The organism is Duganella sp. CF402 (assembly GCF_900109645.1).
GTDB lineage: Bacteria > Pseudomonadota > Gammaproteobacteria > Burkholderiales > Burkholderiaceae_D > Rugamonas.
The window spans coordinates 343980-366310 of the sequence record NZ_FOBG01000001.1; the positions used below are offsets into that span (position 1 = coordinate 343980).

A 22331-nucleotide genomic window follows, 5' to 3' on the forward strand; every position below is an offset into this window, starting at 1 on the left:
TTCGTCAGGCCGAAAGGCGGAACTGGCTCACCACCTGGTTCAGTTCCCCAGCCTGGTCCTGCATCGCGGCAGCAGCGGCGGCGGCTTGCTCCACCAGCGCCGCATTCTGCTGCGTCACGTGATCCATCTGGCTGATGGCGATATTGATTTGCTCGATCCCGCTGGTCTGCTCGTGATTGGCCTGCGTGATCTCGCCGACAATCTCGGTCACGCGGCGCACGCTCTCCTGCACCTCGTTCATGGTGCTGCCGGCCAGGTCGACCAGCTGCGCGCCGGCGGCCACCTTGCCGACCGAATCATCGATCAGCGCCTTGATCTCTTTGGCGGCGCTGGCCGAACGCTGCGCCAGCGTACGCACTTCCGTCGCCACCACCGCAAAGCCGCGCCCCTGTTCCCCGGCGCGCGCCGCTTCCACCGCCGCATTCAGCGCCAGGATATTGGTCTGGAACGCGATGCCGTCAATGACGGTGATGATGTCGACAATCTTGCGCGACGAATCGTTGATCGCATTCATGGTATCCACCACCTGCGCCACCACCGCGCCGCCGCGCTGCGCCACTGCCGTTGCGGACTGCGCCAGCTCGTTGGCCTGATGCGCATTGGCCGCGTTCTGCTTGACGGTGCTGGTCAATTCCTCCATCGACGCCGCCGTCTCTTCCAGCGAACTGGCTTGCTGCTCGGTGCGCGACGACAAATCCATATTCCCGCTGGCGATTTCGGCCGACGCCGTATTGATCGCGCCAGTGCCGCTGCGCACCCGGCCGACGATGTGGGCCAGGCTGGCGTTCATCTGTCCCAGCGCCTCCAGCAGCTGTCCCATCTCGTCGCGCTGTTTGCTGCTGACATTGCGCGTCAGGTCGCCGGCAGCGACGGCGCGCGCCATTTGCAGCGCGGTCCCGATAGGATCGGTGATCGAACGCGTAACGCGCCATGCAAACGCCAGCCCGATGGCCAGCGCCACCACGCCCAGCCACGCCATCATCTGCCGCGCCATCGCGATATCGTGCTTGACCAGTTCCCCGTTCTGCGTGACGGCGGCCTTCTGCATTTCGTTCAGTTCACGCACGCTGTCCTGCAGGCGCGTGAGCTTGGGCAGCATGTCGCTGCGCAGCTGGGAGAGGGCGGCATCGCGCTGACCGTCCGCCAGCATCTTGCCGACTTGCGTGAACGAACCCACGTAGGCCTTGCGCTGGTCGCGGATGCGGGCCAGCAGGGCCTTGCCGTTATCGTTGACCAGCAGCTTGTCCAGCGTTTCGAGCGCGGTAGTGATGGTCTTCTTGTTGACCTCCATCTCGGCGCGGATTTGCTGCGTGCGTTCCGGCGTGTCGGCGACGAACAGTTCCAGCGTCAGCGCCGAATTCGCGCGCGTGGTGGTGCTGACCGTGGCTGCTGCTTCGGCCTTGATCCAGTCTTCATCGATGATGGTGCGATTCAGGGCGCTGATGCTGCCCAGCCGCTGCAAGCCGGTCCCGATCAGGACCGCCATCAGCAACAGCACGGCGCCGAAGGCGAGGCCCAGGCGGGCGCCGATTTTGAGGTTGGAGAAGTTCATGCACCGGCTCCTCGTTGGCTAACGAAAAACCAGTATAGGTTGAATGGTGCAGTGCGGAAAAGAAGAATGTAGACGGTGTTGCGCGGACGGGACGCGCGGCGTGCGCGTCCCGTCCGTACTGGTGCGCGGCTATTAAGCTGCTACTTTGCCTTCAGCTTGCGCTGCTTCCTGGCGGGCCAGCTGGCGGTTGACGGCGCTCAGCACGGCCTTGAAGGAGGCGGTCAGGATGTTGCTGTCGGTGGCCGCGCCGAACAGGGTCGGGCCGTTGGCCAGGCGCAGTTCAACGTAGCACGCCGCCTTGGCGTTGGCGCCCGAGCCGATCGAGTGCTCGTGGTAGTCCATCAGTTTGATGTCCAGGCCCAGCGCGTCGACGAAGGCGTCGATCGGGCCATTGCCGCCGCCTTGCAGCGCCAATGGCGTACCGCGATGAATCATGGCGATATCGATCTGCACCGGCTCGTCGCTGCTGGTGTCTTCCACCATCTTGTGCGACTGGTAGGCGTACGGCGCGTTCTGCTCGAAGTATTCTTTGCTGAAGATCTCGTAGATGCCTTCTGCGGTGACTTCGAGGCCGGTCTGGTCGGCCACTTGCTGCACCGCGCGGCTGAACTCAATCTGCAGGCGGCGCGGCAGCACCAGGCCGTAGTCCTGTTCGAGCAGGTAGGCCATGCCGCCTTTGCCGGACTGGCTGTTCACGCGGATCACGGCGTCGTAGCTGCGGCCCAGATCCTGCGGGTCGATCGGCAGGTAAGGGATTTCCCAGATCGCGCCAGGCTGCTGCTTGGCGAAGCCTTTCTTGATCGCGTCCTGGTGCGAACCGGAGAAGGCGGTGAATACCAGATCACCCACGTACGGGTGGCGCGGGTGCACTGGCAGCTGGTTGCATTCCTCAACCACCTTGCGCACTTCGTCGATGTCCGAGAAGTCCAGGCCTGGGTGCACGCCCTGGGTGTACAGGTTCAGTGCCAGCGTTACCAGGTCGACGTTGCCGGTGCGTTCGCCGTTGCCGAACAAGCAGCCTTCAACGCGGTCGGCGCCGGCCATCACGGCCAGTTCGGCCGAAGCGACGGCGGTGCCGCGATCGTTGTGCGGGTGGACCGAGATAATCAGCGAATCGCGGCGGGTCAGCTTGCGCGACATCCATTCGATCTGGTCGGCGTAGACGTTAGGCGTGCTGCATTCCACGGTGGACGGCAGGTTGATGATCATCTTCTTGGACGGAGTCGGCTCGAAGATGGCGATCACGGCGTCGCAGATATGCTTGGAGAAGTCCAGCTCCGTGGTGGAGAAGGATTCCGGGGTGTACTCGTAGCCCCAGTCGGTGTCCGGGTGCTGCTTGGTCAATTCCTTCACCAGTTTGGCACCGGTGGTGGCGATGTTGGTGATCTCTTCGCGCGACATGCCGAACACCACTTTGCGGAATACCGGCGCCACCGAGTTATACAGGTGGACGATGGCGCGCTTGGCGCCAACGCACGATTCCACGGTGCGGCGGATCAGTTCTTCGCGCGACTGGGTCAGCACGATGATGGTGACGTCGTCCGGGATGCGGTTTTCTTCCACCAGCTTGCGCACGAAATCGAAGTCGGTCTGCGAAGCCGAAGGGAAGCCCACTTCGATCTCCTTCAGGCCGATCTTGATCAGCAGGTCGAACATGCGCAGTTTTTTCTCGATGCTCATCGGCTCGATCAGCGCCTGGTTACCGTCGCGCAGGTCTGTGCTCATCCAGATAGGCGGCTTGGCGATGACGGCGTTCGGCCAGGTACGGTCGGTGAGTTGGACGGCTGGGAAGGCGCGGTATTTGCTCGCTGGGTTCTGCAACATCATGGTAGTGCTCCTGAATTCTGTATATGGGGTGTGCTAAACGATGTGGCGAAAGGCTGCGGCGCGGCCACGGGACACTAGGCGCGGCAACCGATCGGTAGTTTTAGCAGGTGCGAAAAAGCTGGGAGCATCGGTACAACTTTCCTGATTTTTTGGGGCAGGTGCGGCTTATGGCCGGCACGAGGGGTACAACAGAGGCGCGGATTAAACGCGCGCTAGTAGACGCGCTGCTAGCGATAGGGCGCTGGCAGGCGATAGCAGGAAAGCGGATAGGTGCAGATGCGAGATCATTCCTAGAATGTAAGCGATCCCCGCCGCAGCCGTCAAGCGAAATTGGCGGGGTTGTCGTTTAGGCTACATTGACGCGCGCCGCGCCGGCGGCCACGCGGCCGATGACGGCGGCTTCGCCGAAGCCCTGGCTGCGGAACAGGGCGAGCACTTCTTCCACCGCGCCGGCGTCGCAGGAGACCAGCAGGCCGCCCGAGGTTTGCGGGTCGGTCAGCAGCGAGTGCTGGGCCGGCGTGATGGATGCCGCCAACTGCACGTCTTTGCCGTAGGCTTCCCAGTTGCGACCCGAGGCGCCGGTGAAATAGCCGTCGTGCGCCAGCTGTTCCACGCCGGGCAGCAGCGGGATCTGCTTCATGTCCAGATGCGCTTCCAGCTTGGCGCCGCGCGCCAGTTCCAGCAGGTGGCCCAGCAGGCCGAAGCCGGTGACGTCGGTCAGCGCGTGTACGCCGGCCAGCTCGGACAGCGCCTTGCCCGGCTTATTCAGCTTGGTGGTGTTGGCGATCATGGCGGCGTAGCCGGCGTCATCGAGTGCGCCTTTTTTCAGCGCCGCCGACAGCACGCCCACGCCCAGCGGCTTACCGAGTACCAGCACGTCGCCGGCTTTCGCATCGGCGTTGCGCTTTACCTTCGATGGATGGATCAAGCCCATCACCACCAGCCCGTAGATCGGCTCCACCGAATCGATGGTGTGGCCGCCCGCAATCGGAATGCCCGCTTCGGCGCAAATCGATTCGCCGCCCTTGATGATCTGGCCGATGGTTTCAATCGGCAGTTTGTTGATCGGCATGCCGACCAGTGCCAGCGCCATGATCGGCGTGCCGCCCATCGCGTACACGTCGGAGATGGCGTTGGTGGCGGCGATGCGGCCGAAGTCGTACGGATCGTCGACGATGGGCATGAAGAAATCGGTGGTGGCGATCAGCGCCTGCTCGTCATTGAGCTTGTACACGGCGGCATCGTCCGAGGTCTCGATCCCGACCAGCAGTTCCTTCGGCACCGGGAAGCCGCTGGAGTTTTTCAGGATTTCGGACAGCACGCCGGGCGCGATTTTGCAGCCGCAGCCGCCGCCGTGGGAGAAAGAGGTCAGTTTGATAGCTTCAGTGCTCATGATGGGATTCCTGTTGTATTACAATCGGCGCATGACTTCCAGCTCTTCTTCCTTCAGGAACGCCACGTCGCAGCAGCTGGCCGAAGCCCTGCAGCATGCACGGGATTATACGCTGTCGCTGTTCGACTGTTTTGCCGCCGCCGGCATGGACGCGGCGGCGCGGGTACCGCAACTGCGCACCATCAATCCGCCGTTGTGGGAGCTGGGTCGCATTGCCTGGTTCGCCGAGTGGTACATCCTGCGCGAGGCCGCATCCAGCCATCCCGCCGACGCCAACGGCAACTGCCTGCTGACCAAGGGCGACGACTGGTTCGACGCCGAGCGCGTGCCGCATCGTGCGCGCTGGACGCTGGACCTGCCCAGCCCCGGCGGCGTCAAGACCTACTGCCACGAAGTGCTGGACCGCGTGCTGGACAAGCTCTCGCGCGAAGCCAACACCGACGAGGCCTTGTATCCATACCGGTTGGCGCTGGCGCATGAGGACATGCTGGGCGAAGCGCTGCTGCACACCTTGCAGGTGCTGGGATTGCCCGCGCCGGTGCCGGAGGAGAGCGAAGGGCGGCTGCTGTTCGCGCCATCCGAAATCGGCTTCCCCGGCGGCACGCTGCAACTGGGCTGCAAGACCGGCGCCGGCTTCACCTTCGATAACGAGCGCGCCGCGCACAGCTTCCATGTGGCGCCGTTCCGCATGGATAGCACACTGGTTAGCAACGCCCAGTATGCAGATTTCGTCACCGATGGCGGCTACGACAACCGCCAGTTCTGGAGCCAGGCCGGCGCTGATTGGCTGATGCGCCAGGAGCGCTCGGCGCCGCGCTACTGGCAGCGCGACGGCGGGCAGTGGCGCACCATGCGCTTCGGAAGACTGTCGACGCTGTCCGGTGCCCAGCCGGTGCGGCACGTGAACCTTTACGAGGCGCAGGCTTATTGCGCCTGGGCCGGCCGCCGCCTGCCGACTGAGAGCGAGTGGGAGTATGCCGCGCTTTCGGGCCATCCCGCATTCCGCTGGGGCCAGCTATGGGAATGGACCGCGTCTTCCTTCGAGCCATACCCGGAGTTTGAGGCGGACCGCTACCGCGAATATTCGGCGCCGTGGTTCCATGCGCACCAGGTGCTGCGCGGTGCTTCATTCGCTACGCCGTCGCGTTTTGGCTCTGCCAAATTCCGCCATCTTCAACTACCTGAACGCGACGACCTCTTTGCAGGTTTCCGCACTTGCGCCTGGCCCGGATAGTTTCGCTTTTGGCGGGTGCTCTGCTATGCTTTTTGTTTTCGATGAAAACAAGGGCGCCCTCCATGAAATTGAAGCACCTCCTGATGTCCGCCGCGATCCTGGGCGCGGTTGCGCAGACCAACGCCGCCGATCAAGTCACCGTGATCCGCGCTGGCAAGCTGGTTGATGTTGTTGCCGGCACCGTGTTGAAAGACCAGTCCATCGTTATCACCGGCGAGCGCATTAGCGCCGTCGGTCCGAGTGCTTCGACCGCCGTGCCGGCCGGCGCCAAAGTGATCGACCTGTCGACGCAAACCGTGCTGCCAGGCCTGATCGACATGCACACGCACCTGACCGCCGACGCCTACCTGGGCGGCTACAACGCGCTGGGCGTGTCCGACGTGCGCGCCGCACTTTACGGTGTACTCGCTGCACGCAAGACGCTGGAAGCCGGCTTCACCACCGTGCGCGACGTCGGGTCCAGCGGTACTGGCTTTGGCGACGTCGCGCTGCGCGACGCCATCAACGACGGCGATTTCATCGGTCCGCGCATGCGCTCGGCCGGCCATCTGATCGGCATGAAGGGCGGCCACTGCGACGACAACCTGCTGCCGCCTGACGCCAACTATGTCGCTCGCGGCGTGGCGGACGGTCCGTGGGCCGCCCGCGCCAAGGTGCGCGAGATGGCCAAGTATGGCGCCGACGTGATCAAGATCTGCGCCTCGGGCGGCGTGCTGTCCAAGGGCGATGCGGCAGGCGCACAAGAGTACACGCTGGAAGAGATGCAGGCCATCATCGGCGAAGCGCATAAGCTGGGCCGCAAGGTCGCGGCGCACGCGCACGGCGCCAGCGCAATCAGGGATGCCATCCTGGCCGGCGTCGACTCCATCGAGCACGCGAGCCTGATTGACGATGAAGGTATCAAGCTGGCCAAGGAGCGCGGCACCTATCTGGTGATGGACATCTACGATGATGACTTCATCCTGCAGGAAGGCGCGAAGGCCGGCATCCTGCCGGAATCGCTGGAGAAGGAGCGCGAAGTCGGCCAGCTGCAACGCGATAACTTCCGCAAGGCGTTCGGCAAGGGCGTGAAGATGGCCTACGGCACCGACGCCGGCGTTTATCCACACGGCGACAATGCCAAGCAGTTCTACTATATGGTCAAATACGGCATGACCTCGATGCAGGCCATTCAGTCCGCGACCATCCATGCTGCCGACCTGCTGGGCTGGAAAGACCGAGTGGGTTCGATCAGCATCGGCAAGTTCGCCGACATCATTGCCGTCCAGGGCAACCCGGCCGATGACGCCACCCAGTTGACCAACGTCTCGTTCGTGATGAAGGGCGGCGCGGTCATTCGCCAGCAGTAATGGTCTGAGCGGTCATCACGCTGGCTCGTGAGGCCATGCGGGCAGGGTAGGGAGAAGTTGTTTTTCTTTTTATACTGTTTGGATGCGTGCTTTACTTCTCTCTGTCTTTTTGGTGCTGAGCGCTTGCGGTGGTGGTTCCGGTTCCTCCTCCTCCGGGAATACCACCGCAGGTAGTTCATCCAGCGGCTCCACCGCTCCCACCACCGCCATGACTATTAGCGATCCCCTTACCGTCGGTTCGCTGGCGGGGATGACCGGCGCGCTGGTGGTCGGCGATCATATCGTGGTCCGCTCGCGCTCCGATTCGTTCGTTACCGTCAACAGCCGGCCTAAATATGCGGGCACGCGACTGAGCGTGCTGGATAAGCAGGGCAAGCTGGTTTCCACCACCGACTATGGCTTCACGCTGGCCGAAGGCTATACCGGCGAATGGCTGATGCTGCCGTCGCCCGATGGTTTCGTCATGGTGCAAGCCAGTACCGGCACCAGATTGCTGCACTTTGATGCGCAGGCCAGGCTGCTGGGCAGCTCCACCGATCTCTATCCCCCCGTCGCGGCGACTTCCACCACCGAATACGCGGCTGCCGAAAACGGCGGCGCGGTCGATGGCAACGGCTTCTGGCTGGCCACTACGTTCTCGCTGCTGCCGGTCACGGACAAGACGCAGTATGTGCTCAAGCTGTGCAAGTTCGATTTCAACGGCAGGCAGTTGACGCCACCCTTCACGATTTCCACCTCGGCCCTGCATCCGCGCGTGGCGGCGTCTAACGGCACGGTGCTCGCCGGCTGGATGGAAGGCGGCGGCGCCACGCTGGCCATGTGGGCCAAGGGTGCTGGCGCGCCAACCATCCGCTCGATCAATACCGGCGGTTCGCAGCCATATCCGGTGGCGCTGAACAGCAGCGGCAAGATGGCGGTGCTATGGAACGGCAAAGCCACAACCACCAGCAGCGGCGGCGTGATGGGCGTAGCGGTCGACAGCAACGGCGCGGCCGTGCTGGCCACCGGCCGCACCGACCTGACGCAAGAAAGCTTGTCTTCCAACTGGAACGGCAATCCGCGCGCCACCGAGATCGACGCGCATGTGTTCAGCGGCGGCCTGACCATCGCCGGCAGCGTGGTTGGCGCATTCCGTGCCGGTGACCCGGTGGGCGATGTGCTGGTGCTGGCCGATTACGGTGTCAGTTCGGGGCCGCTGTCGTCGCAGGCCCAAAGCGTGGACCGTTTCACCTTGCCTGGCCGCGCCTTGCTGGGCACCTCGCCGGTGTTTCGTCAGATGCTGTTTGCCGACCATGCGGTGCTGCTGGTCGGCGACGACGAGCGCCTGCGCGCCTTCAACATCACCCGTACTCCTTAAACTGCTTGCATCCAGCACGTTACTCATTTCATAATTGAAAAATAATTATGATGATGGGGAAGGTGCCGTATGAAGCGTGTGTTCAAATGGCTGGCGATTGCGCTGGCTTCCGTGGTGCTGGTGATTGCGGCCCTGGTCGTGCATACCATTTATTTCAAGCCGCTGAACCTGAACTGGTTCTACACGCGTGTGTTTGCGGCCTTCGCCATCGACAGTCCCGAGATGTTGTCGTCGATGCGCATCCTGCCCGGCTGGGCGGACTTCTACAGCGCCAAGCTGGATGACGCCTCGCCGGCACACGAGAAGAAGGCGCTTGATCTGGTGAAGAACAGCCTCGCCACGCTCAAGCAGTACGACCGCGAAAAGCTCGACCGCGAAGGCCAGCTGTCTTACGACGCATTGGCGTACTTCCTGCAGATACAGGCGGATGGCGAGCCGTATCAGCATCACGACTTCCCGGTGAACCAGATGCAGGGCGTGCAAAGCGCGCTGCCGGACTTCATGGTGCAGGTGCATCAGGTGACGAACAAGGGCGAGGCTGAGAACTACATCGCGCGTCTGAAACTATTCCCGGTGAAGTTTACGCAGCTGACGGAGGCCTTGGGGCAGCGTGAGTTGCACGGCGTCGTTCCGCCGCGCTTCACGGTGGAGAAGGTGCTCAAGCAGATGAATGGCATGATCTCCGGCGCTCCGGAGCAGCACCCGCTGTACGTCACCTTCAAGGAAAAGCTGGATAAGGTTCCGGCTGCGGAGATGGATGCGGAAACCCGTACACGCCTGCTGGCCGGAGTTGCGGCAGCGGTGAAGGATCAGGTGTATCCGGCCTATCGCGGCTTGATCAGCTACTTCACGGCGCTGGCGCCGAAGGCCAAGGAGAACAACGGCGCCTGGAGCCTGCCGAACGGCGATGCCTACTATGCTTGGGCGGTGCGCATGCACACCACTTCCAACATGACGCCGCAGGAGGTGCATGAACTGGGACTGGCCGAAGTGGCGCGCGTCAGCGCGGAAATGGAGATCATCCTCAAATCGCAAGGCCTCAGCGATGGCAGCATCGGTGTGCGCGTGCAGCAGTTGGCGCGTTCGCCGGAGCAGCAGTATGCGAACACGCCGGAAGGCAAGAAGGCTATGCTGGCGCAGTATCAGGCCATCCTCGATGAGGTGAATCAGGGGCTGGGCAGCGCGTTCGACCTGCGTCCCAAGCTGGGTGTGAAAGTGGAGCAGGTGCCGCCGTCGTCGGAGGCAACCGCGCCGGGCGCCTACTACATGATGGGCGCGTTCGACGGTTCGCGCCCGGGCGTGTTCTACGCGAACATGCGCAATCCGGGCGACACGCCGAAATTCGCCATGCGCACGCTGGCTTATCACGAGGGCATACCGGGCCACCACTTCCAGATCGCGATTGCGCAGGAAATGCAGGACGTGCCATTCTTCCGCCGCGTGCTGCCGTTTACCGCCTATCAGGAAGGCTGGGCGCTGTATGCGGAGCGGCTGGCGTTCGAGATGGGATTCCAGAAGACGCCTCTCGATAATCTGGGCCGCCTGCGCGACGAGATGATGCGCGCCACACGGCTGGTGGTCGATTCCGGCATCCACTACAAGCACTGGACGCGCGAGCAGTCCATCAGCTACATGATGGACAACACTGGCATGTCGGAAGGCGATGTGACGGCAGAGGTGGAGCGCTACTTCGTCAATCCGGGACAGGCCCTGGCGTACAAGGTTGGCATGCTGAAGATACTGGCTTTGCGCGAGCATGCGAAGCAGGAGCTGGGCGACAAGTTCGACTTGAAGCAGTTCCATAACGAAGTGCTGTCGCATGGCGCCTTGCCACTGTCCGTATTGGAGCGCGTGATTAACGACTGGATCGCGCAGCGCAAGCAGGCATGAAAATAGGGCTGCAAACGTGGGGAAGTCATGGCGATATCCGGCCGTTTCTGGCGCTGGCGGAAGGCTTGCAACTGGCCGGACATGAGGTCACGCTGCTGATTACCTGCGTCGACAGCGATGCGTATGCCGGCGTGACGTCTGCCGCCGGCGTGCGGATTCGCGTGCTGGTTTCGCCCGTGATAACGCCGGGGCAGGGCGCGGAGATCGGCTGGGCCATCGTCAATGCACGCGATCCTTTGAAGCAGATGAAGTTGATCCTGCAGCGCTGCTTTGGGCCGGTGGAGGATGCGATGTTTGCAGCGGCGCGCGAGTTGGCGGCGCAGTCGGATCTGCTGGTGGGGCACTACTTCATGCATCCATTGCAGATCGCGGCGGAGCATGCGAGCAAGCCGTATGTGAGCGTGTTGCTGTCGCATGCGGCGATACCGAGTGCGTACAGTCATCCATTGGGCTGGCCGCGCATGTTCAATGGTTTTCTTTGGTGGCTGACGCGTACCCTGCTGCATCGGGTGCTCAGTCCCTACGTCAACCGCTTGCGAACGCAGTTGGGCATGTCACCAGCGAAAGACGTAGTGAGCGAATTGTGGCTGTCGTCCTATCTGACGCTGGTGGCAGTGAGCCCGCAGATATGCGAGCGCCAGCCGGATTGGCCGGAAGCCTTGCAGGTATGCGGCTTCCTCGACATGCCTAACATGCCGCTGGAGGGTGAAATGAGCGGCGCCCTGTCATCCTTCCTCGCGGCAGGCGAGGCGCCTGTCTACATGACGTTGGGGAGCTGGATGCCGCCCGACGTCGCCGATCAAACCGAAACGTTGCGCATGCTGACAGAAGCGGCGCGGCAAGCAGGCTGCCGCGCAGTGATACAGGCGTCGCGCTGGGAGGAGTGCGGATTCCGCTCCGATGAGCAGATCATTTACGTATCCGCCTCGCCGCATCACTTGATCTTCCCACGCTGCGCAGCGGTCGTGCATCATGGCGGCGCGGGCACCACGCAATCGGCGACGCTGGCGGGCAAGCCCTCCATCGTTATCGCCCACATCAGCGAGCAGGAACACTGGGCCAACGAACTGCGCCGCATTGGCGTCGCCGGCAAACTGACCACGCGCCGCAACGTCACCGCCAAACAGCTGGCCGCGAGCGTCAAGGCGCTGCGGCCCGAGATGCAGTTAAAAGCCGCTAGCGTCGCTCGCGCGATGGCGGTGGAGAATGGTGTCGCCCATGCCGTCGCATTAATCAACGCCCGCGCTGCTCGCGATCCCAATTATTCTTATCAGGATGTATGACATGACGTTTAAGTCTATTGCACGTAATTCTTTGGTGACCTCTATTCTGGCCCTGTGCACGCCAGTGTTTGCCGCTGAGCCCACTATCCACGAGGTGTATGTTGCTGCGGAGGCTGGCAGATACGACGAAGCGCAGTCCATGATGGATCAAGTGTTGTTGGCGCATCCGAATAGCGCCACTGCTCACTTTGTAGAAGCTGAACTTCTGGCCAAGCAAGGAAAATTCGCTGCGGCTCGGCTGTCGCTTGCTACGGCCGAGCAACTCTCGCCGGGACTGCCCAAAGTCAAGCCTGACGCAGTCCGCAAATTGAAGTCCCTTTTGGCTTCGGGCACCGCTGTTGAATCTGGGCGCTAACTGGCTTTGATAAGGCGGCCGGGAGCTGCATTTTATGTGAGGACGCATATGATTTTTCGACGGCAGTTTTTTCTTTTAGCCGCACTGGCTTGCAGTGTTCAACGGGCCTATGCAGATGATGGGCTTACGCAAACTACCATCTCTTTTTATGCGAATGGCAAGGCTGTCGGTGGAATCATTTTTGCGATCGGTGCAAAAACTGAGGCGGCGGCAAAAGCCAATCAGATTGATCAGGATGCTCAAGGTATTCATCTGGTAGGTAACGTCCAGGCCAGTTTGACGCCTCAAAGTCTGCAGTCGTTCATCCTGTTAGGTGACGATGTGCGGGTCATCAAGACACCCATTACTCCCGATCGTGCCAAGGCAGTGCGTGACCTTGAGGCAATGAGCGGTCCTGACCAGTTGTATCGCGGACGTGCCGCCAGCGCAAATGTCACGTCGGATGAGTGGGCGCAGCAGTCCGCAATCGACACGGCGAACATGAAACGATTAGCCGAGATCATTGATGCCTACGGATGGCCGGGCTTGCATTTTGCTGGCATGGCCTCTCAAACTGCGTTTTTGGTTTTGCAACATGCGGACAAGGATAGTCAGTTGAAATACCTCCCCTTGCTACGTGATGCGGTGAAGCGTGCCGATGCACTTGGTTCAGATCTCGCGTTACTTGAGGATCGAGTCCGTATCAGCGACGGCCGAGCCCAACTCTATGGCACGCAACTCATTGGCGAGCCGCTACGATTTGCGCCAATCGAAGATGAGCAGCATGTCGATGAGCGCCGTCGGAGTATAGGATTGCCGCCGCTGGCCGAATATGCGAAGTTGTTTGGAGTGACGTACCGTGCGACGGAGAGCAATCCCAACTGAGCATTGAAAGGCTACGATGTCCGGTCGGGAAAATACTCGCCTGAAAATAATGACGAACTTCTTCAAGATTGCTGTGCTGTTCTTTGTGACGGCGTTGGCAGAAATAGTTGGCTGCTATCTGCCTTGGCTGGTGCTTAGGCAGGGCAAGTCAGCTTGGCTGTTGCTGCCTGCGGCGTTGTCCTTGGCCTTGTTTGCCTGGCTCCTGACTTTACATCCAACCGCCGCCGGTCGCACCTATGCGGCGTACGGCGGCGCTTACATCTGCGTTGCGTTGCTCTGGCTTCGCTTTGTCGACGGCGTTTCACTGACTCGCTTCGACATCATCGGTGCCTTGCTGGCGCTGGTAGGCATGGCGGTTATCGCTCTACAACCGGTGAAATAAGGCGCCAGGAGTGCATCATCAGATGTTTAAGTTCTCATCCAAAGTAGTTGCAGGTGTGCTGGTTGGTGCGGTGTATGGATTGGCCATTCGCCTTGGATTCGCCAGCAAGGATGTTCATCCTTTTATCAGCACGATTTCTTCTGCCTTCCTGTTTGTCTGTCCTTTTAGCGTCGGTGCGATTGCGGTGCTATGGGGCGCGGAGAGGAATGTGCGGGTCAGTGTTGGCCGTCAGGTCGGCTTGGCAACTTCCGCGATGGGGTTGTTCTTGCTCGCGATGTTCGTCACCTTTCTGGAAGGCCTGATTTGCATCGTGCTGGTGGTGCCGGTCTTTATGTGCGCCTCGATTTCGGGCGGCTTGATTGGCGGCTTGATTCATAATAATGACCGGGTTGACCGCTCAACCTTGCCAGCTTTGGCCTTGCTGCCGTTATTGTTTGGGCCGATTGAGAGCCTGCTGCCAGAACAGCGCAGCACTCAGACCGTGCAAAATACGATTCATATCGATGCGGCGCCCGAAGTCGTGTTTGATAATTTGGCGGAAGTGCGCAATATTCGTCCGAATGAACTGGGATTCTCTTTTGTTCATTTGATCGGTTTGCCGAAGCCAGTCGAGGCGCAGATGAACGGCAACGTGCGTACCAGCCGCTGGGAGAAAAATGTCTGGTTCCAGGAGGTGATCACGGAGTCGGACAAACCGCACGCCTTGCGCTATCGGTTTGTCGTTCCCAAGGGCGCTATTCCCCGCGAAGCGCTTGATGAACATGTCGAGATCAATGGCGAATACTTCGAGCTGATCGACGGCGGCTACACGCTGGAACGGAGCAAGGATGGCGGCACGGACCTGAGCCTGACGACAAGCTTCATCAACAAGTCGCGCTTGCAGGCATATGGAAACGTGTGGGGGAAACTGGTGCTGAAGGATTTCCATCGTTCGATTCTCGGGCTGATGAAGTCACGTTCAGAACGTAAAGCCTGATAGCAGGTATCGCGAAATAGGTGAATTTGGCGGTGGGGCAGGTCGATACAATGGGGCGATTATGGTGACCCGGAGTAGAGATGAAACGACGTGCCTTCCTGACGGCTGCCGCTGCGGTTCCCACTGCTGCTTTTGCCGGGCCGCTGGCCGCGATTGCGCAGCGGCCTTCGGTGCGGGTGATTATCGATAACGATTTTGCCGGCGATCCGGATGGGTTGGTCGCGCTCGCGCATCAGCTGCTGTCACCCAAGGCGCGTACGGTGCTGGTTACCGGTTCGGCGCTGGATGCGAATCTCGCTCGGATGGCCGGTGTTGATACGGCGCGGACGGCGGCCGCCGGATGCCGTCTGACGCAGGATTTGATTGGGCGTCTGGAGGTGGCGAATCCGCCGCCGGTCATTGCTGGCGCCGAGGGCTTTGCAGGCGGGGAGTCGGCTGCGGCGCGCGCTATCGTCGCCGAAGCGCTGCGCGATGATGCTTTGCCTTTGATCGTGACTTGCGGCGGGCCGCTGACAAATATCGCTGCGGCGCTGCGTCTCAATCCACTGATCGCTGACAAAATCAAGTTGGTGTGGATAGGTGGCGGGGATGGTGGCCATGAATACAACCTGTCTACCGATCTCGCTGCGGCGCGCCATGTGCTGGAAGAGTCCAGGGTGCCAGTGTGGCAGATTCCGGAATCCGAATACAAGCGCTTCCAGATTTCGGTTGCGTCGCTGACCAGTGAGTTCCGCACGATTTCACCAGTGGCGCAATGGCTGTACGAGCAGTATCAGCATCTTCCGCCATTCGTGCAGCTGGGCGGCTCGCTGACATTTGGCGATAGCCCGATGGTGTCGCTGACCGCGTTCGGCATGGAGCTATGCCCCACAACGAAGCGTCGTGTGCGGCGCATCCTTGATGATTCACGCTACGGCGACGAGATCGCCGCGCGTGAAATTCATGTGTGCCACTCGATGGATGTGGCACTCAACTTTGCCGATTTCTTTGCGCTGCTGCGCCTTCATCGGCAAGGTTGATTACAGCAGCGATTCGGCCAGATCCTTCAGGTCGTCGGCGTATTCCAGTTCCGCCAGCTGCTTGCGGGCGACACCGCTGCGCCATGCTGCCGCTGCGATCTTCGGCGTGACGCCGCTCAGCAGGCGAGGGTCGAGCAGGCCCGGAACGATGTAGTCCTTGCTGAAGCGGGCATCGCTACGCGCCATGTCGGCCAGGGCGACTACGCAAGCACGCTTCATCTCTTGATTGATCGTGGTCGCACCCGAGTCCAGCGCGGCGCGGAACAGGTAAGGGAAGCACAGGGCATTGTTGATCTGGTTCGGATAGTCCGAACGGCCGGTGGCGATGATCGCGTCCGGCGCCACTTCGCGCACCAGTTCCGGACGCAGTTCCGGTTCCGGATTCGCCAGCGTGAACACGATAGGTTGCGCCTTCATGCGCTGCACGTCCAGCGGCGACAGTACGCCCGGACCCGATACGCCGAGGAACACGTCCGCACCTTCCATCACATCCGACAGCGTTACGGCGCTGGTGTCCTGCGCCCACGCAGCTTTTTCGCCATCGAGCTGGCGCGCGGTGGTCAGCACGCCTTTGCTGTCGCAGACGAAGATGTTTTTGCGTTGTGCGCCCAGATCCACCAGCAGTTCGAGGCAGGCGATGGCCGCAGCGCCGGCGCCGGAGCAGACGATTTTTACAGTGGCGATATCGCGGCCGGTCATTTCAATCGCGTTCAGCATGCCCGCGCCGACCACAATAGCGGTGCCGTGCTGGTCGTCGTGGAACACCGGAATCGACAAGCGTTCGCGCAGCTTGCGCTCGATGTAGAAACACTCCGGCGCCTTGATGTCTTCGAGGTTGATACCGCCGAAGGTCGGATGCAGGGCGGCGATGATGTCCACCAGTTTATCCGGATCGCTCTCGTCGATTTCGATGTCAAACGCGTCGATGCCGGCGAATTTTTTGAACAGCACGACTTTACCTTCCATCACCGGCTTGCCTGCCAGCGCGCCGATGTTGCCCAGTCCGAGCACTGCGCTGCCATTGGTGATGACGCCCACCAGGTTGCCCTTGGCGGTGTATTCGTAGGCCTTGGCGGGATCGCGCTTGATCTCTACGCACGGCGCCGCGACGCCTGGCGAATAGGCCAGCGCCAGGTCTTCCTGCGTGCTCACGCTCTTGGTGATTTCGATGGCGATCTTGCCCGCGCTGCCTGCGCGGTGATAAGCCAGTGCTTTTTGTTCGATAGTGCTCATGTGATGTTCCTTACAATGCGAAAAACGCCCGCACGGCGTAAACCGTGCAGGCGCAAACTGCTGGGGATTCAGTGAATCATGGGTACAGGCCGCGCACTTCGCGCGCTTGCAGCACACGGGTGCAAGCGAGGATGAAGGTGGCGGTACGCAGGGTGACTTTCTTATCCTGCGCAACAACCCATACTGCATTGAACGCATCTTGCATGATGCGAGTTAAGCGAGCATTAATTTCGTCTTCGCTCCAGAAGAAGCTGGAGAAATCCTGTACCCATTCGAAGTACGACACGGTGACGCCGCCGGCGTTGGCCAGTACGTCCGGCACGATCAGCACATCCTTGTCGGTCAGGATGTCGTCCGCTTCCGGCGTGGTCGGACCGTTGGCGCCTTCCAGGATGATCTTGGTGCGGATGCGCGGTGCGTTGGCTGCGGTGATCTGCTGTTCCAATGCGGCCGGGATCAGGATGTCCGATTCCACGTCCCAGAATGCATCGCGGTCGAGGATCGCTTCGGCGCCAGGGAAGCCTGCAACACCGCCGGTTTCCGCTACGTGCTGGTGCAGACGGGCGATATCCAGGCCGCCCTGATGCACCACGGTTGCGGTGTGATCCTGCACGGCGATGACTTTCGAACCCGCTTCAGCGAACATGGTTGCGGCCACGCCGCCCACGTTGCCAAAGCCCTGCACGGCGACACGTGCACCGGTAATCGCGACACCGCGCTTGGCGGCGGCTTCGCGGCCTACCACGAACACGCCACGGCCGGTCGCTTCGCGGCGGCCCAGCGAGCCGCCCAGCGAGATTGGCTTGCCGGTCACCACGCCGGTCGACAGGTTACCTTCGATCATGGCGTAGGAGTCCATCATCCATGCCATCACTTGTTCGTTGGTGTTGACGTCCGGTGCCGGGATGTCTTTGTTAGGGCCGATAATCAGGCTGATTTCGCTGGTGTAGCGGCGGGTCAGGCGCTGCAGTTCACCACGCGACAGGGTCTTTGGATCGACACGGATGCCGCCTTTGGCGCCGCCGTATGGCACGTTGACTGCTGCGTTTTTCACGGTCATCCATGCCGACAGTGCCATCACTTCGGACAGGGTCACGTCCTGGTGGAAGCGCACGCCGCCTTTGCCTGGACCACGCGACATATTGTGCTGCACGCGATAGCCTTCGTAGTGGGCGATGCTGCCGTCATCGCGCTCGATCGGCACGTCAACGGTCAGGATGCGCTTCGGGCGCTTGAGGGTTTCGACCCAGCGCGACAGGCTGCCGAGGTGCGGGGTAACGCGGTCGATCTGCTGCAGGTAGACGCCCCAAGGACCGAGGTCGTCGGCGTTGAGGTAGGAAGGCAGTGCGTGTTGTGCTGGTACAGTGGTCATGCTCAAGGCTCCCGTGAATTCGTTGAATGAACGCTGCTCATGGCAGCGATCAAGTGGAACGAATCATAGGCTTGGAGCGTTTAGAGCGGCCAATGCTGTATGCGCATTCGGCTATGCAAAAAATGCATAGTTATCTCTCCGATACCGGAATGCGGCGTTTTTTCGCGCCGTGATTTTGCTGCGTTTCGAGGAATTCCCACAGGCGTTCGACGATGGGTTTTCCGCGCCGGTGCGTCGATGGACGCTCGCGGTACAAGCGGATTTCCATCTCGATTTCCCAGTCCGAGGTATCGCCGTCAGCGCGTGCCAGCTGCTTTTGTTTCAGCTCGCGCGTGACGGCGGATTCGGGCAGGAAGGCGATGCCGCGTCCTTCCAGCGCCATCATCTTCAGGCCTTCGGCCATGTCGGTTTCGTAATGCGGCTCGAGATGCAATGGCGTTTTCGCATCGTTCAGAAGCAGCTCCACCATGCGCCCGAGATAGGCGTTGTTGGTGTAGGAGAGGAAGGGCAGCGGTGCGCGTTTGGTGCCGGGCAGTTTAAATTCCGGCACCTTGTTTTTATCGCAGCGTGCATATGCGCGCAGCGATTCGTGGCCCAGCACCAGCATGTCGTAGCGGCCCGGATCCAGCTGCACCGGCTGGCGCGGATGGTGATAGCACAGCAGCAGGTCGCAACCGCCTTCGACCAGTTGCAGCACGGCGTCGTGGACATTGAGCGCCATCAGGCGGCTGCGGATCGGCGCGAAATCTTCTTCGAGTTTGGTGAGCCACTTCGGCACGAAGGTGAGCGACAACGTATGCGGCACCGCGAGGTCGATGCTGGTCTGCGCGGCGGCGCGCTTGGAGCGCAGCATTTCGCGCGCGCCGTTGATCTTCGATAGCATCTCCAGTGCCTGCTCGTAGAACACAATGCCCGCCGGCGTTAGCCGCGTTGGATACGAGGTGCGGTCGATCAAGTCCGTACCGAGCCAGTTTTCCAGCGACTGGATGCGGCGCGAAAAGGCAGGCTGCGTCACGTGGCGCAGCGCCGCCGAACGGCTGAAGTTATTGGTCTCCACCAGCGAGATAAAGTCTTCCAGCCATTTGGTTTCCATGCGATGTCCTTGCTATGCGTTGATGGTGATGCGGCGGATTGGCGTCAGCACATACGCCGCCGCAGCAAACAGCACCAGTATGATGCCACCACCGACAAACATTTGCGACAGCGAGATGTACGTCAGTATCCATCCCGCGCCTGCTGCCGACAACGGCGCCAGTCCCATGAAGATGAACATGAAGATGCTCATGGCGCGGCCCATCATCTGCGGCGGGATGCGGCGCTGGATCCACGTGAACACGTTGATCTGCATGTAGCCACCCAACAGGCCGAGCGCCAGCATCAGCAGGCATGCTTGCCACGCCGTGTGCACAAAGCCCAGCGGCGCCACCAGCACGCCGGCGATGGCGTCGATCAGCAGCAGCATGGCGCCGAATTCGGCGAAGCGCAAACGTGTTCCGAACTTGGCCGCCACGCCCATGCCGAGCAGCGTGCCGGCGCCGTGTGCGCCCATCAAGATGCCGAGCGTGGAGGCGCCGTGCAGGTCGCGCGCCAGCACCGGAATCGCCACTTGCATGGCGCCGCCGATGACCAGCGATACGATGCCCCAGTAGATGAAGCACAGGCGCATCGGCACGTCATGCCACACCATGCGCAAGCCTTCGCCGACGGCGCGCAGCACCGACTGGCCATCGGCCGCAGCCGGCGCGTTCAGCGGCCGCACTTTGGTCAGCGTCCACGCGGAGAACAGGTAGCTGAAGCAGTCGAAGCCGAAGGCGATAGCGAGACCGTGTGCCTCGGCCACCACGCCATCGCCATTACCGCTGCCGGCGCTGCCGCTCATCGCCAGCAGACCTGCGGCCATCAGCGGCCCGAGTAGCATGGACAGCTGGCGGATGCCCATCAACACGCCATTCGCCGCCTGCAGGTGTTCGGCCGGAATGGCGAGCGGCATGATGGAGGTCGCCGACGGCATGCCGAAAGCTTGCGCCAGGCCGAGGCCGAGGGCCAGCGCGTAGATCAGTTGCAGCGCCAGTTGCGGCGTCAGCGCCACCGTCAGCGACAGCGAATCACCCAGCGCCACCGTCGGCGTTGCGTTCAGGTTTAGCACCAGCAGCGCGAGCAGGCCAAGCAGCGCGGCATTGGCGTACTTGCTGAGCATGAGCACGCACTTGGGCGAGTAGCGGTCCACCAGCGCGCCGCCGATCAGGATGAACACTGCGCGCGGCACGCTCATCAGCGCAATCACCAGGCCCAGCGCCAGCGTGTCGCCGGTCAGCTTAAGCACCAGCCAGGGCAGGGCGACCATCGTCAGCTGGTCGCCAAGCGCGGAGACGATGCCGCCGCGCGTGAGCCATTTAAAGTTGGCGTCTTGCTTGAGCTCGTTCATGAGTTGGCGGCGTGCATGCCGGCGATCAGGCCGAGTGCGTTGCTCAAATCGTCGAGCAGCGCGGGCGGGCAGCTGCGCAGCAAGTCCTTGCTGATCTGCTCGGCGACAGTGATGGCGTTGCCGACCATCTCGCGGCCAGCGTCGGTGAGGGCGGCATAGGCCACGCGGGCGTCGCGCGGATCTTGCTGGCGTTCGACCAGGCCGATTTTTTCCAGCGGCAGCAGGCTGCGAGTGACGCCGGATGCGGTCAGGGCCAGCCGTTCAGCCAGATCGACGCGGCGCAGGCGGCCGCCCGGCGCGCGGTTCAGGTAGTGCAGCAGCATGAAGTCGTTGAAGCTGATGCCGTGGTAGCCGCCCAGGACCTGGTCCAGGCGGCGCACCAGCGTCGCTTGCGCGCGCGCCAGGCGCAGCGTGAATTCCAGGCTGGCGCTGATGGGAGTCTCTTGGTCCATGATTTTCCTTCGTTGATAAGTGCTTGAATAGTACTTGAGTAATCAACTAATTGGAATGGAATTTTCTTATTGTTAGTTTTTTGCCACATCGCTCACAGCGGCTGTCAGGTGTGATATCGTTTCCATCTTAATATTACATAATTACATAACAGGGGATAAAAATGCATATGGGGACCACCGAGATCTTCCTGATCGCGATGACCATTATTTTCAGCGTGCCTTACCTGATCTGGCGGCTGGGCGGCACCGATTACTACGCGCCGCTGGTGGTGGTACAGATTATCGCCGGCATCCTGCTGGGGCCGGGCATCATGGGCCGCGCTTATCCTGAGTACTATTCCTTCGTGTTCAATCCGCAAGTGGTGCAATCGCTGAACGGCATCGCCTGGTGGGCGGTGATGATTTTCGTGATGATCGCCGGCGTTGAGCTGGACTTGAAAAAAGCCTGGACCCACCGTCGCGAGAGCAGTATCACGGCCGGCCTGGCGCTCGGTACGCCGTTGGTGTTCGGCTGCATCGCCGCCATCGGCCTGGTCGGCTACGCCGGCTGGATGGGCCCGAAGGCGCATGACTGGCAATTCGTGCTCGGCGTGGGCATGTCGTGCGCCGTGACCGCGTTGCCGATCCTGATCCTGCTAATGGAGAAACTGGAAATCCTGCGCCAGCCGATCGGCCAGCGCATCCTGCGCTACGCCAGCCTGGACGATATCGCCATCTGGGGCGTGTTGGCGGTGATCCTGCTGGACTGGGACCGCGTCGGCCGCCAGGCCGGCTTCCTGGTGGTGTTTGCCATCGTCACCAAGCTGTTCCGCATGATGATGGTGCGGATTGAAGAGCGCGACCGCTGGTACGTCTCCTTCATCTGGCTGGCGGTGTGCGCGCTGGCGGCCGACTGGGCCGGCCTGCACTTCATGGTCGGCGCCTTCCTGGCCGGCGCGGTGATGGATGCCGAGTGGTTCAACCAGGAGAAAATGGACTTCCTGCGCGCCAACATCCTGATGGCGGTGATGCCGGTCTTCTTCCTCAGCACCGGCCTGCGCACCAACTGGGCGATGGGCGGTTCGGCGGTGTTCCTGGTGGCCGGCGTGCTGCTGGTGGCGTCGGTGGCGGGCAAGCTGGCCGGCATCCATGTGGCCGGCAAGATCCTCAAGTGGGAGCAGGGCGAGGCGTCGATCATCGGCTGGCTGTTGCAGACCAAGGCGCTGATCATGATCATTTTCGCCAATATCCTGCTCGACAAGCAGATCATCACCAGCGAGACCTTCACCGCGCTGCTGCTGATGGCCATCGGCAGCACCATGCTGACCGTGCCGATGGTGGCGCCGAAGTTGCAACGGGTGGCGCAGCTGATCTTCAAAACCAGCTGAG

At 61.6% G+C, this 22331-nt stretch carries 19 protein-coding genes; 11 read left to right on the top strand and 8 right to left on the bottom strand.

Annotated elements, in window-relative coordinates:
• Window positions 1-4: 4 nt before the first annotated feature.
• The 3 genes from BMZ70_RS01585 to selD all read right to left on the bottom strand — a co-directional run bounded on the left by BMZ70_RS01585 (window position 5) and on the right by selD (window position 4772).
• Window positions 5-1552, bottom strand: a complete 1548-nt coding sequence (locus BMZ70_RS01585) for a methyl-accepting chemotaxis protein (RefSeq protein ID WP_092269019.1) — start codon at window positions 1550-1552, stop codon at window positions 5-7.
• A 132-nt stretch (window positions 1553-1684) separates the two neighbouring features.
• Window positions 1685-3379 carry a 2-isopropylmalate synthase gene (gene leuA / locus BMZ70_RS01590; protein WP_092269021.1) on the bottom strand — a complete coding sequence of 565 codons (1695 nt, stop codon included), beginning with the start codon at window positions 3377-3379 and terminating at the stop codon, window positions 1685-1687.
• Window positions 3380-3725: 346 nt separating this feature from the next.
• Complete coding sequence (gene selD, locus BMZ70_RS01595; protein WP_092269023.1) at window positions 3726-4772, bottom strand: selenide, water dikinase SelD; 1047 nt, start codon at window positions 4770-4772, stop codon at window positions 3726-3728.
• A gap of 31 nt (window positions 4773-4803) precedes the next feature.
• Between selD and senA the strand changes: the two genes are divergently transcribed.
• The 10 genes from senA to BMZ70_RS01645 all read left to right on the top strand — a co-directional run bounded on the left by senA (window position 4804) and on the right by BMZ70_RS01645 (window position 15481).
• Entirely contained in the window at window positions 4804-6006 is a 1203-nt protein-coding gene (senA, locus tag BMZ70_RS01600) for a selenoneine synthase SenA (RefSeq protein WP_229205248.1), read from the top strand.
• A gap of 62 nt (window positions 6007-6068) precedes the next feature.
• Window positions 6069-7355: a Xaa-Pro dipeptidase gene (locus BMZ70_RS01605; RefSeq protein WP_092269025.1), complete on the top strand. Its 1287-nt coding sequence runs from the start codon at window positions 6069-6071 to the stop codon at window positions 7353-7355.
• A 208-nt stretch (window positions 7356-7563) separates the two neighbouring features.
• Window positions 7564-8712: a hypothetical protein gene (locus BMZ70_RS01610; RefSeq protein WP_229205249.1), complete on the top strand. Its 1149-nt coding sequence runs from the start codon at window positions 7564-7566 to the stop codon at window positions 8710-8712.
• A 69-nt stretch (window positions 8713-8781) separates the two neighbouring features.
• Entirely contained in the window at window positions 8782-10602 is a 1821-nt protein-coding gene (locus BMZ70_RS01615) for a DUF885 domain-containing protein (RefSeq protein ID WP_092269029.1), read from the top strand.
• Window positions 10599-11885: a glycosyltransferase gene (locus BMZ70_RS01620; RefSeq protein WP_130300944.1), complete on the top strand. Its 1287-nt coding sequence runs from the start codon at window positions 10599-10601 to the stop codon at window positions 11883-11885. The genes BMZ70_RS01615 and BMZ70_RS01620 overlap by 4 nt, the downstream gene beginning before the upstream one ends.
• A gap of 1 nt (window position 11886) precedes the next feature.
• Window positions 11887-12240, top strand: a complete 354-nt coding sequence (locus BMZ70_RS01625; protein WP_229205250.1) for a tetratricopeptide repeat protein — start codon at window positions 11887-11889, stop codon at window positions 12238-12240.
• 48 nt (window positions 12241-12288) lie between these two features.
• Window positions 12289-13104: a DUF6624 domain-containing protein gene (locus BMZ70_RS01630; protein ID WP_092269033.1), complete on the top strand. Its 816-nt coding sequence runs from the start codon at window positions 12289-12291 to the stop codon at window positions 13102-13104.
• A gap of 49 nt (window positions 13105-13153) precedes the next feature.
• A complete protein-coding gene (locus BMZ70_RS01635; protein WP_092269035.1) occupies window positions 13154-13486 on the top strand; it encodes a YnfA family protein in 333 nt (110 codons plus the stop codon).
• 22 nt (window positions 13487-13508) lie between these two features.
• Window positions 13509-14462 (top strand): SRPBCC family protein, encoded by a 954-nt coding sequence (locus tag BMZ70_RS01640; RefSeq protein WP_130300942.1) that lies wholly within the window; start codon window positions 13509-13511, stop codon window positions 14460-14462.
• A gap of 80 nt (window positions 14463-14542) precedes the next feature.
• The gene (locus BMZ70_RS01645; protein ID WP_092269039.1) at window positions 14543-15481 is read left to right on the top strand and encodes a nucleoside hydrolase; all 939 of its coding nucleotides are present in this window, start codon (window positions 14543-14545) and stop codon (window positions 15479-15481) included.
• On the opposite strand, the gene BMZ70_RS01650 is transcribed toward BMZ70_RS01645, so the two are convergent.
• The 5 genes from BMZ70_RS01650 to BMZ70_RS01670 form a co-directional block, all read right to left on the bottom strand.
• The gene (locus tag BMZ70_RS01650; protein ID WP_092269041.1) at window positions 15482-16714 is read right to left on the bottom strand and encodes a malic enzyme-like NAD(P)-binding protein; all 1233 of its coding nucleotides are present in this window, start codon (window positions 16712-16714) and stop codon (window positions 15482-15484) included.
• 76 nt (window positions 16715-16790) lie between these two features.
• Window positions 16791-18086 (bottom strand): Glu/Leu/Phe/Val family dehydrogenase, encoded by a 1296-nt coding sequence (locus BMZ70_RS01655; protein ID WP_092269043.1) that lies wholly within the window; start codon window positions 18084-18086, stop codon window positions 16791-16793.
• Window positions 18087-18216: 130 nt separating this feature from the next.
• Entirely contained in the window at window positions 18217-19179 is a 963-nt protein-coding gene (locus tag BMZ70_RS01660) for a LysR substrate-binding domain-containing protein (protein WP_092269045.1), read from the bottom strand.
• 12 nt (window positions 19180-19191) lie between these two features.
• The gene (locus BMZ70_RS01665) at window positions 19192-20511 is read right to left on the bottom strand and encodes an MFS transporter (protein WP_092269047.1); all 1320 of its coding nucleotides are present in this window, start codon (window positions 20509-20511) and stop codon (window positions 19192-19194) included.
• Window positions 20508-20963 (bottom strand): MarR family winged helix-turn-helix transcriptional regulator, encoded by a 456-nt coding sequence (locus BMZ70_RS01670; protein ID WP_175500748.1) that lies wholly within the window; start codon window positions 20961-20963, stop codon window positions 20508-20510. Before BMZ70_RS01670 ends, BMZ70_RS01665 begins: the two co-directional genes overlap by 4 nt.
• Window positions 20964-21124: 161 nt before the next feature.
• On the opposite strand from BMZ70_RS01670, the gene BMZ70_RS01675 reads away from it, so the two are divergent.
• Window positions 21125-22330, top strand: a complete 1206-nt coding sequence (locus BMZ70_RS01675; RefSeq protein WP_092269049.1) for a cation:proton antiporter — start codon at window positions 21125-21127, stop codon at window positions 22328-22330.
• The last annotated feature ends 1 nt before the right edge of the window (window position 22331 follow it).

Coding starts and splice junctions, on each gene's coding strand:
- BMZ70_RS01585 (WP_092269019.1), bottom strand. CDS start 1,552: ATGAACTTCTCCAACCTCAAAATCGGCGCCCGCCTGGGCCTCGCCTTC.
- leuA (WP_092269021.1), bottom strand. CDS start 3,379: ATGATGTTGCAGAACCCAGCGAGCAAATACCGCGCCTTCCCAGCCGTC.
- selD (WP_092269023.1), bottom strand. CDS start 4,772: ATGAGCACTGAAGCTATCAAACTGACCTCTTTCTCCCACGGCGGCGGC.
- senA (WP_229205248.1), top strand. CDS start 4,804: ATGACTTCCAGCTCTTCTTCCTTCAGGAACGCCACGTCGCAGCAGCTG.
- BMZ70_RS01605 (WP_092269025.1), top strand. CDS start 6,069: ATGAAATTGAAGCACCTCCTGATGTCCGCCGCGATCCTGGGCGCGGTT.
- BMZ70_RS01610 (WP_229205249.1), top strand. CDS start 7,564: ATGACTATTAGCGATCCCCTTACCGTCGGTTCGCTGGCGGGGATGACC.
- BMZ70_RS01615 (WP_092269029.1), top strand. CDS start 8,782: ATGAAGCGTGTGTTCAAATGGCTGGCGATTGCGCTGGCTTCCGTGGTG.
- BMZ70_RS01620 (WP_130300944.1), top strand. CDS start 10,599: ATGAAAATAGGGCTGCAAACGTGGGGAAGTCATGGCGATATCCGGCCG.
- BMZ70_RS01625 (WP_229205250.1), top strand. CDS start 11,887: ATGACGTTTAAGTCTATTGCACGTAATTCTTTGGTGACCTCTATTCTG.
- BMZ70_RS01630 (WP_092269033.1), top strand. CDS start 12,289: ATGATTTTTCGACGGCAGTTTTTTCTTTTAGCCGCACTGGCTTGCAGT.
- BMZ70_RS01635 (WP_092269035.1), top strand. CDS start 13,154: ATGACGAACTTCTTCAAGATTGCTGTGCTGTTCTTTGTGACGGCGTTG.
- BMZ70_RS01640 (WP_130300942.1), top strand. CDS start 13,509: ATGTTTAAGTTCTCATCCAAAGTAGTTGCAGGTGTGCTGGTTGGTGCG.
- BMZ70_RS01645 (WP_092269039.1), top strand. CDS start 14,543: ATGAAACGACGTGCCTTCCTGACGGCTGCCGCTGCGGTTCCCACTGCT.
- BMZ70_RS01650 (WP_092269041.1), bottom strand. CDS start 16,714: ATGAGCACTATCGAACAAAAAGCACTGGCTTATCACCGCGCAGGCAGC.
- BMZ70_RS01655 (WP_092269043.1), bottom strand. CDS start 18,086: ATGACCACTGTACCAGCACAACACGCACTGCCTTCCTACCTCAACGCC.
- BMZ70_RS01660 (WP_092269045.1), bottom strand. CDS start 19,179: ATGGAAACCAAATGGCTGGAAGACTTTATCTCGCTGGTGGAGACCAAT.
- BMZ70_RS01665 (WP_092269047.1), bottom strand. CDS start 20,511: ATGAACGAGCTCAAGCAAGACGCCAACTTTAAATGGCTCACGCGCGGC.
- BMZ70_RS01670 (WP_175500748.1), bottom strand. CDS start 20,963: ATGGACCAAGAGACTCCCATCAGCGCCAGCCTGGAATTCACGCTGCGC.
- BMZ70_RS01675 (WP_092269049.1), top strand. CDS start 21,125: ATGCATATGGGGACCACCGAGATCTTCCTGATCGCGATGACCATTATT.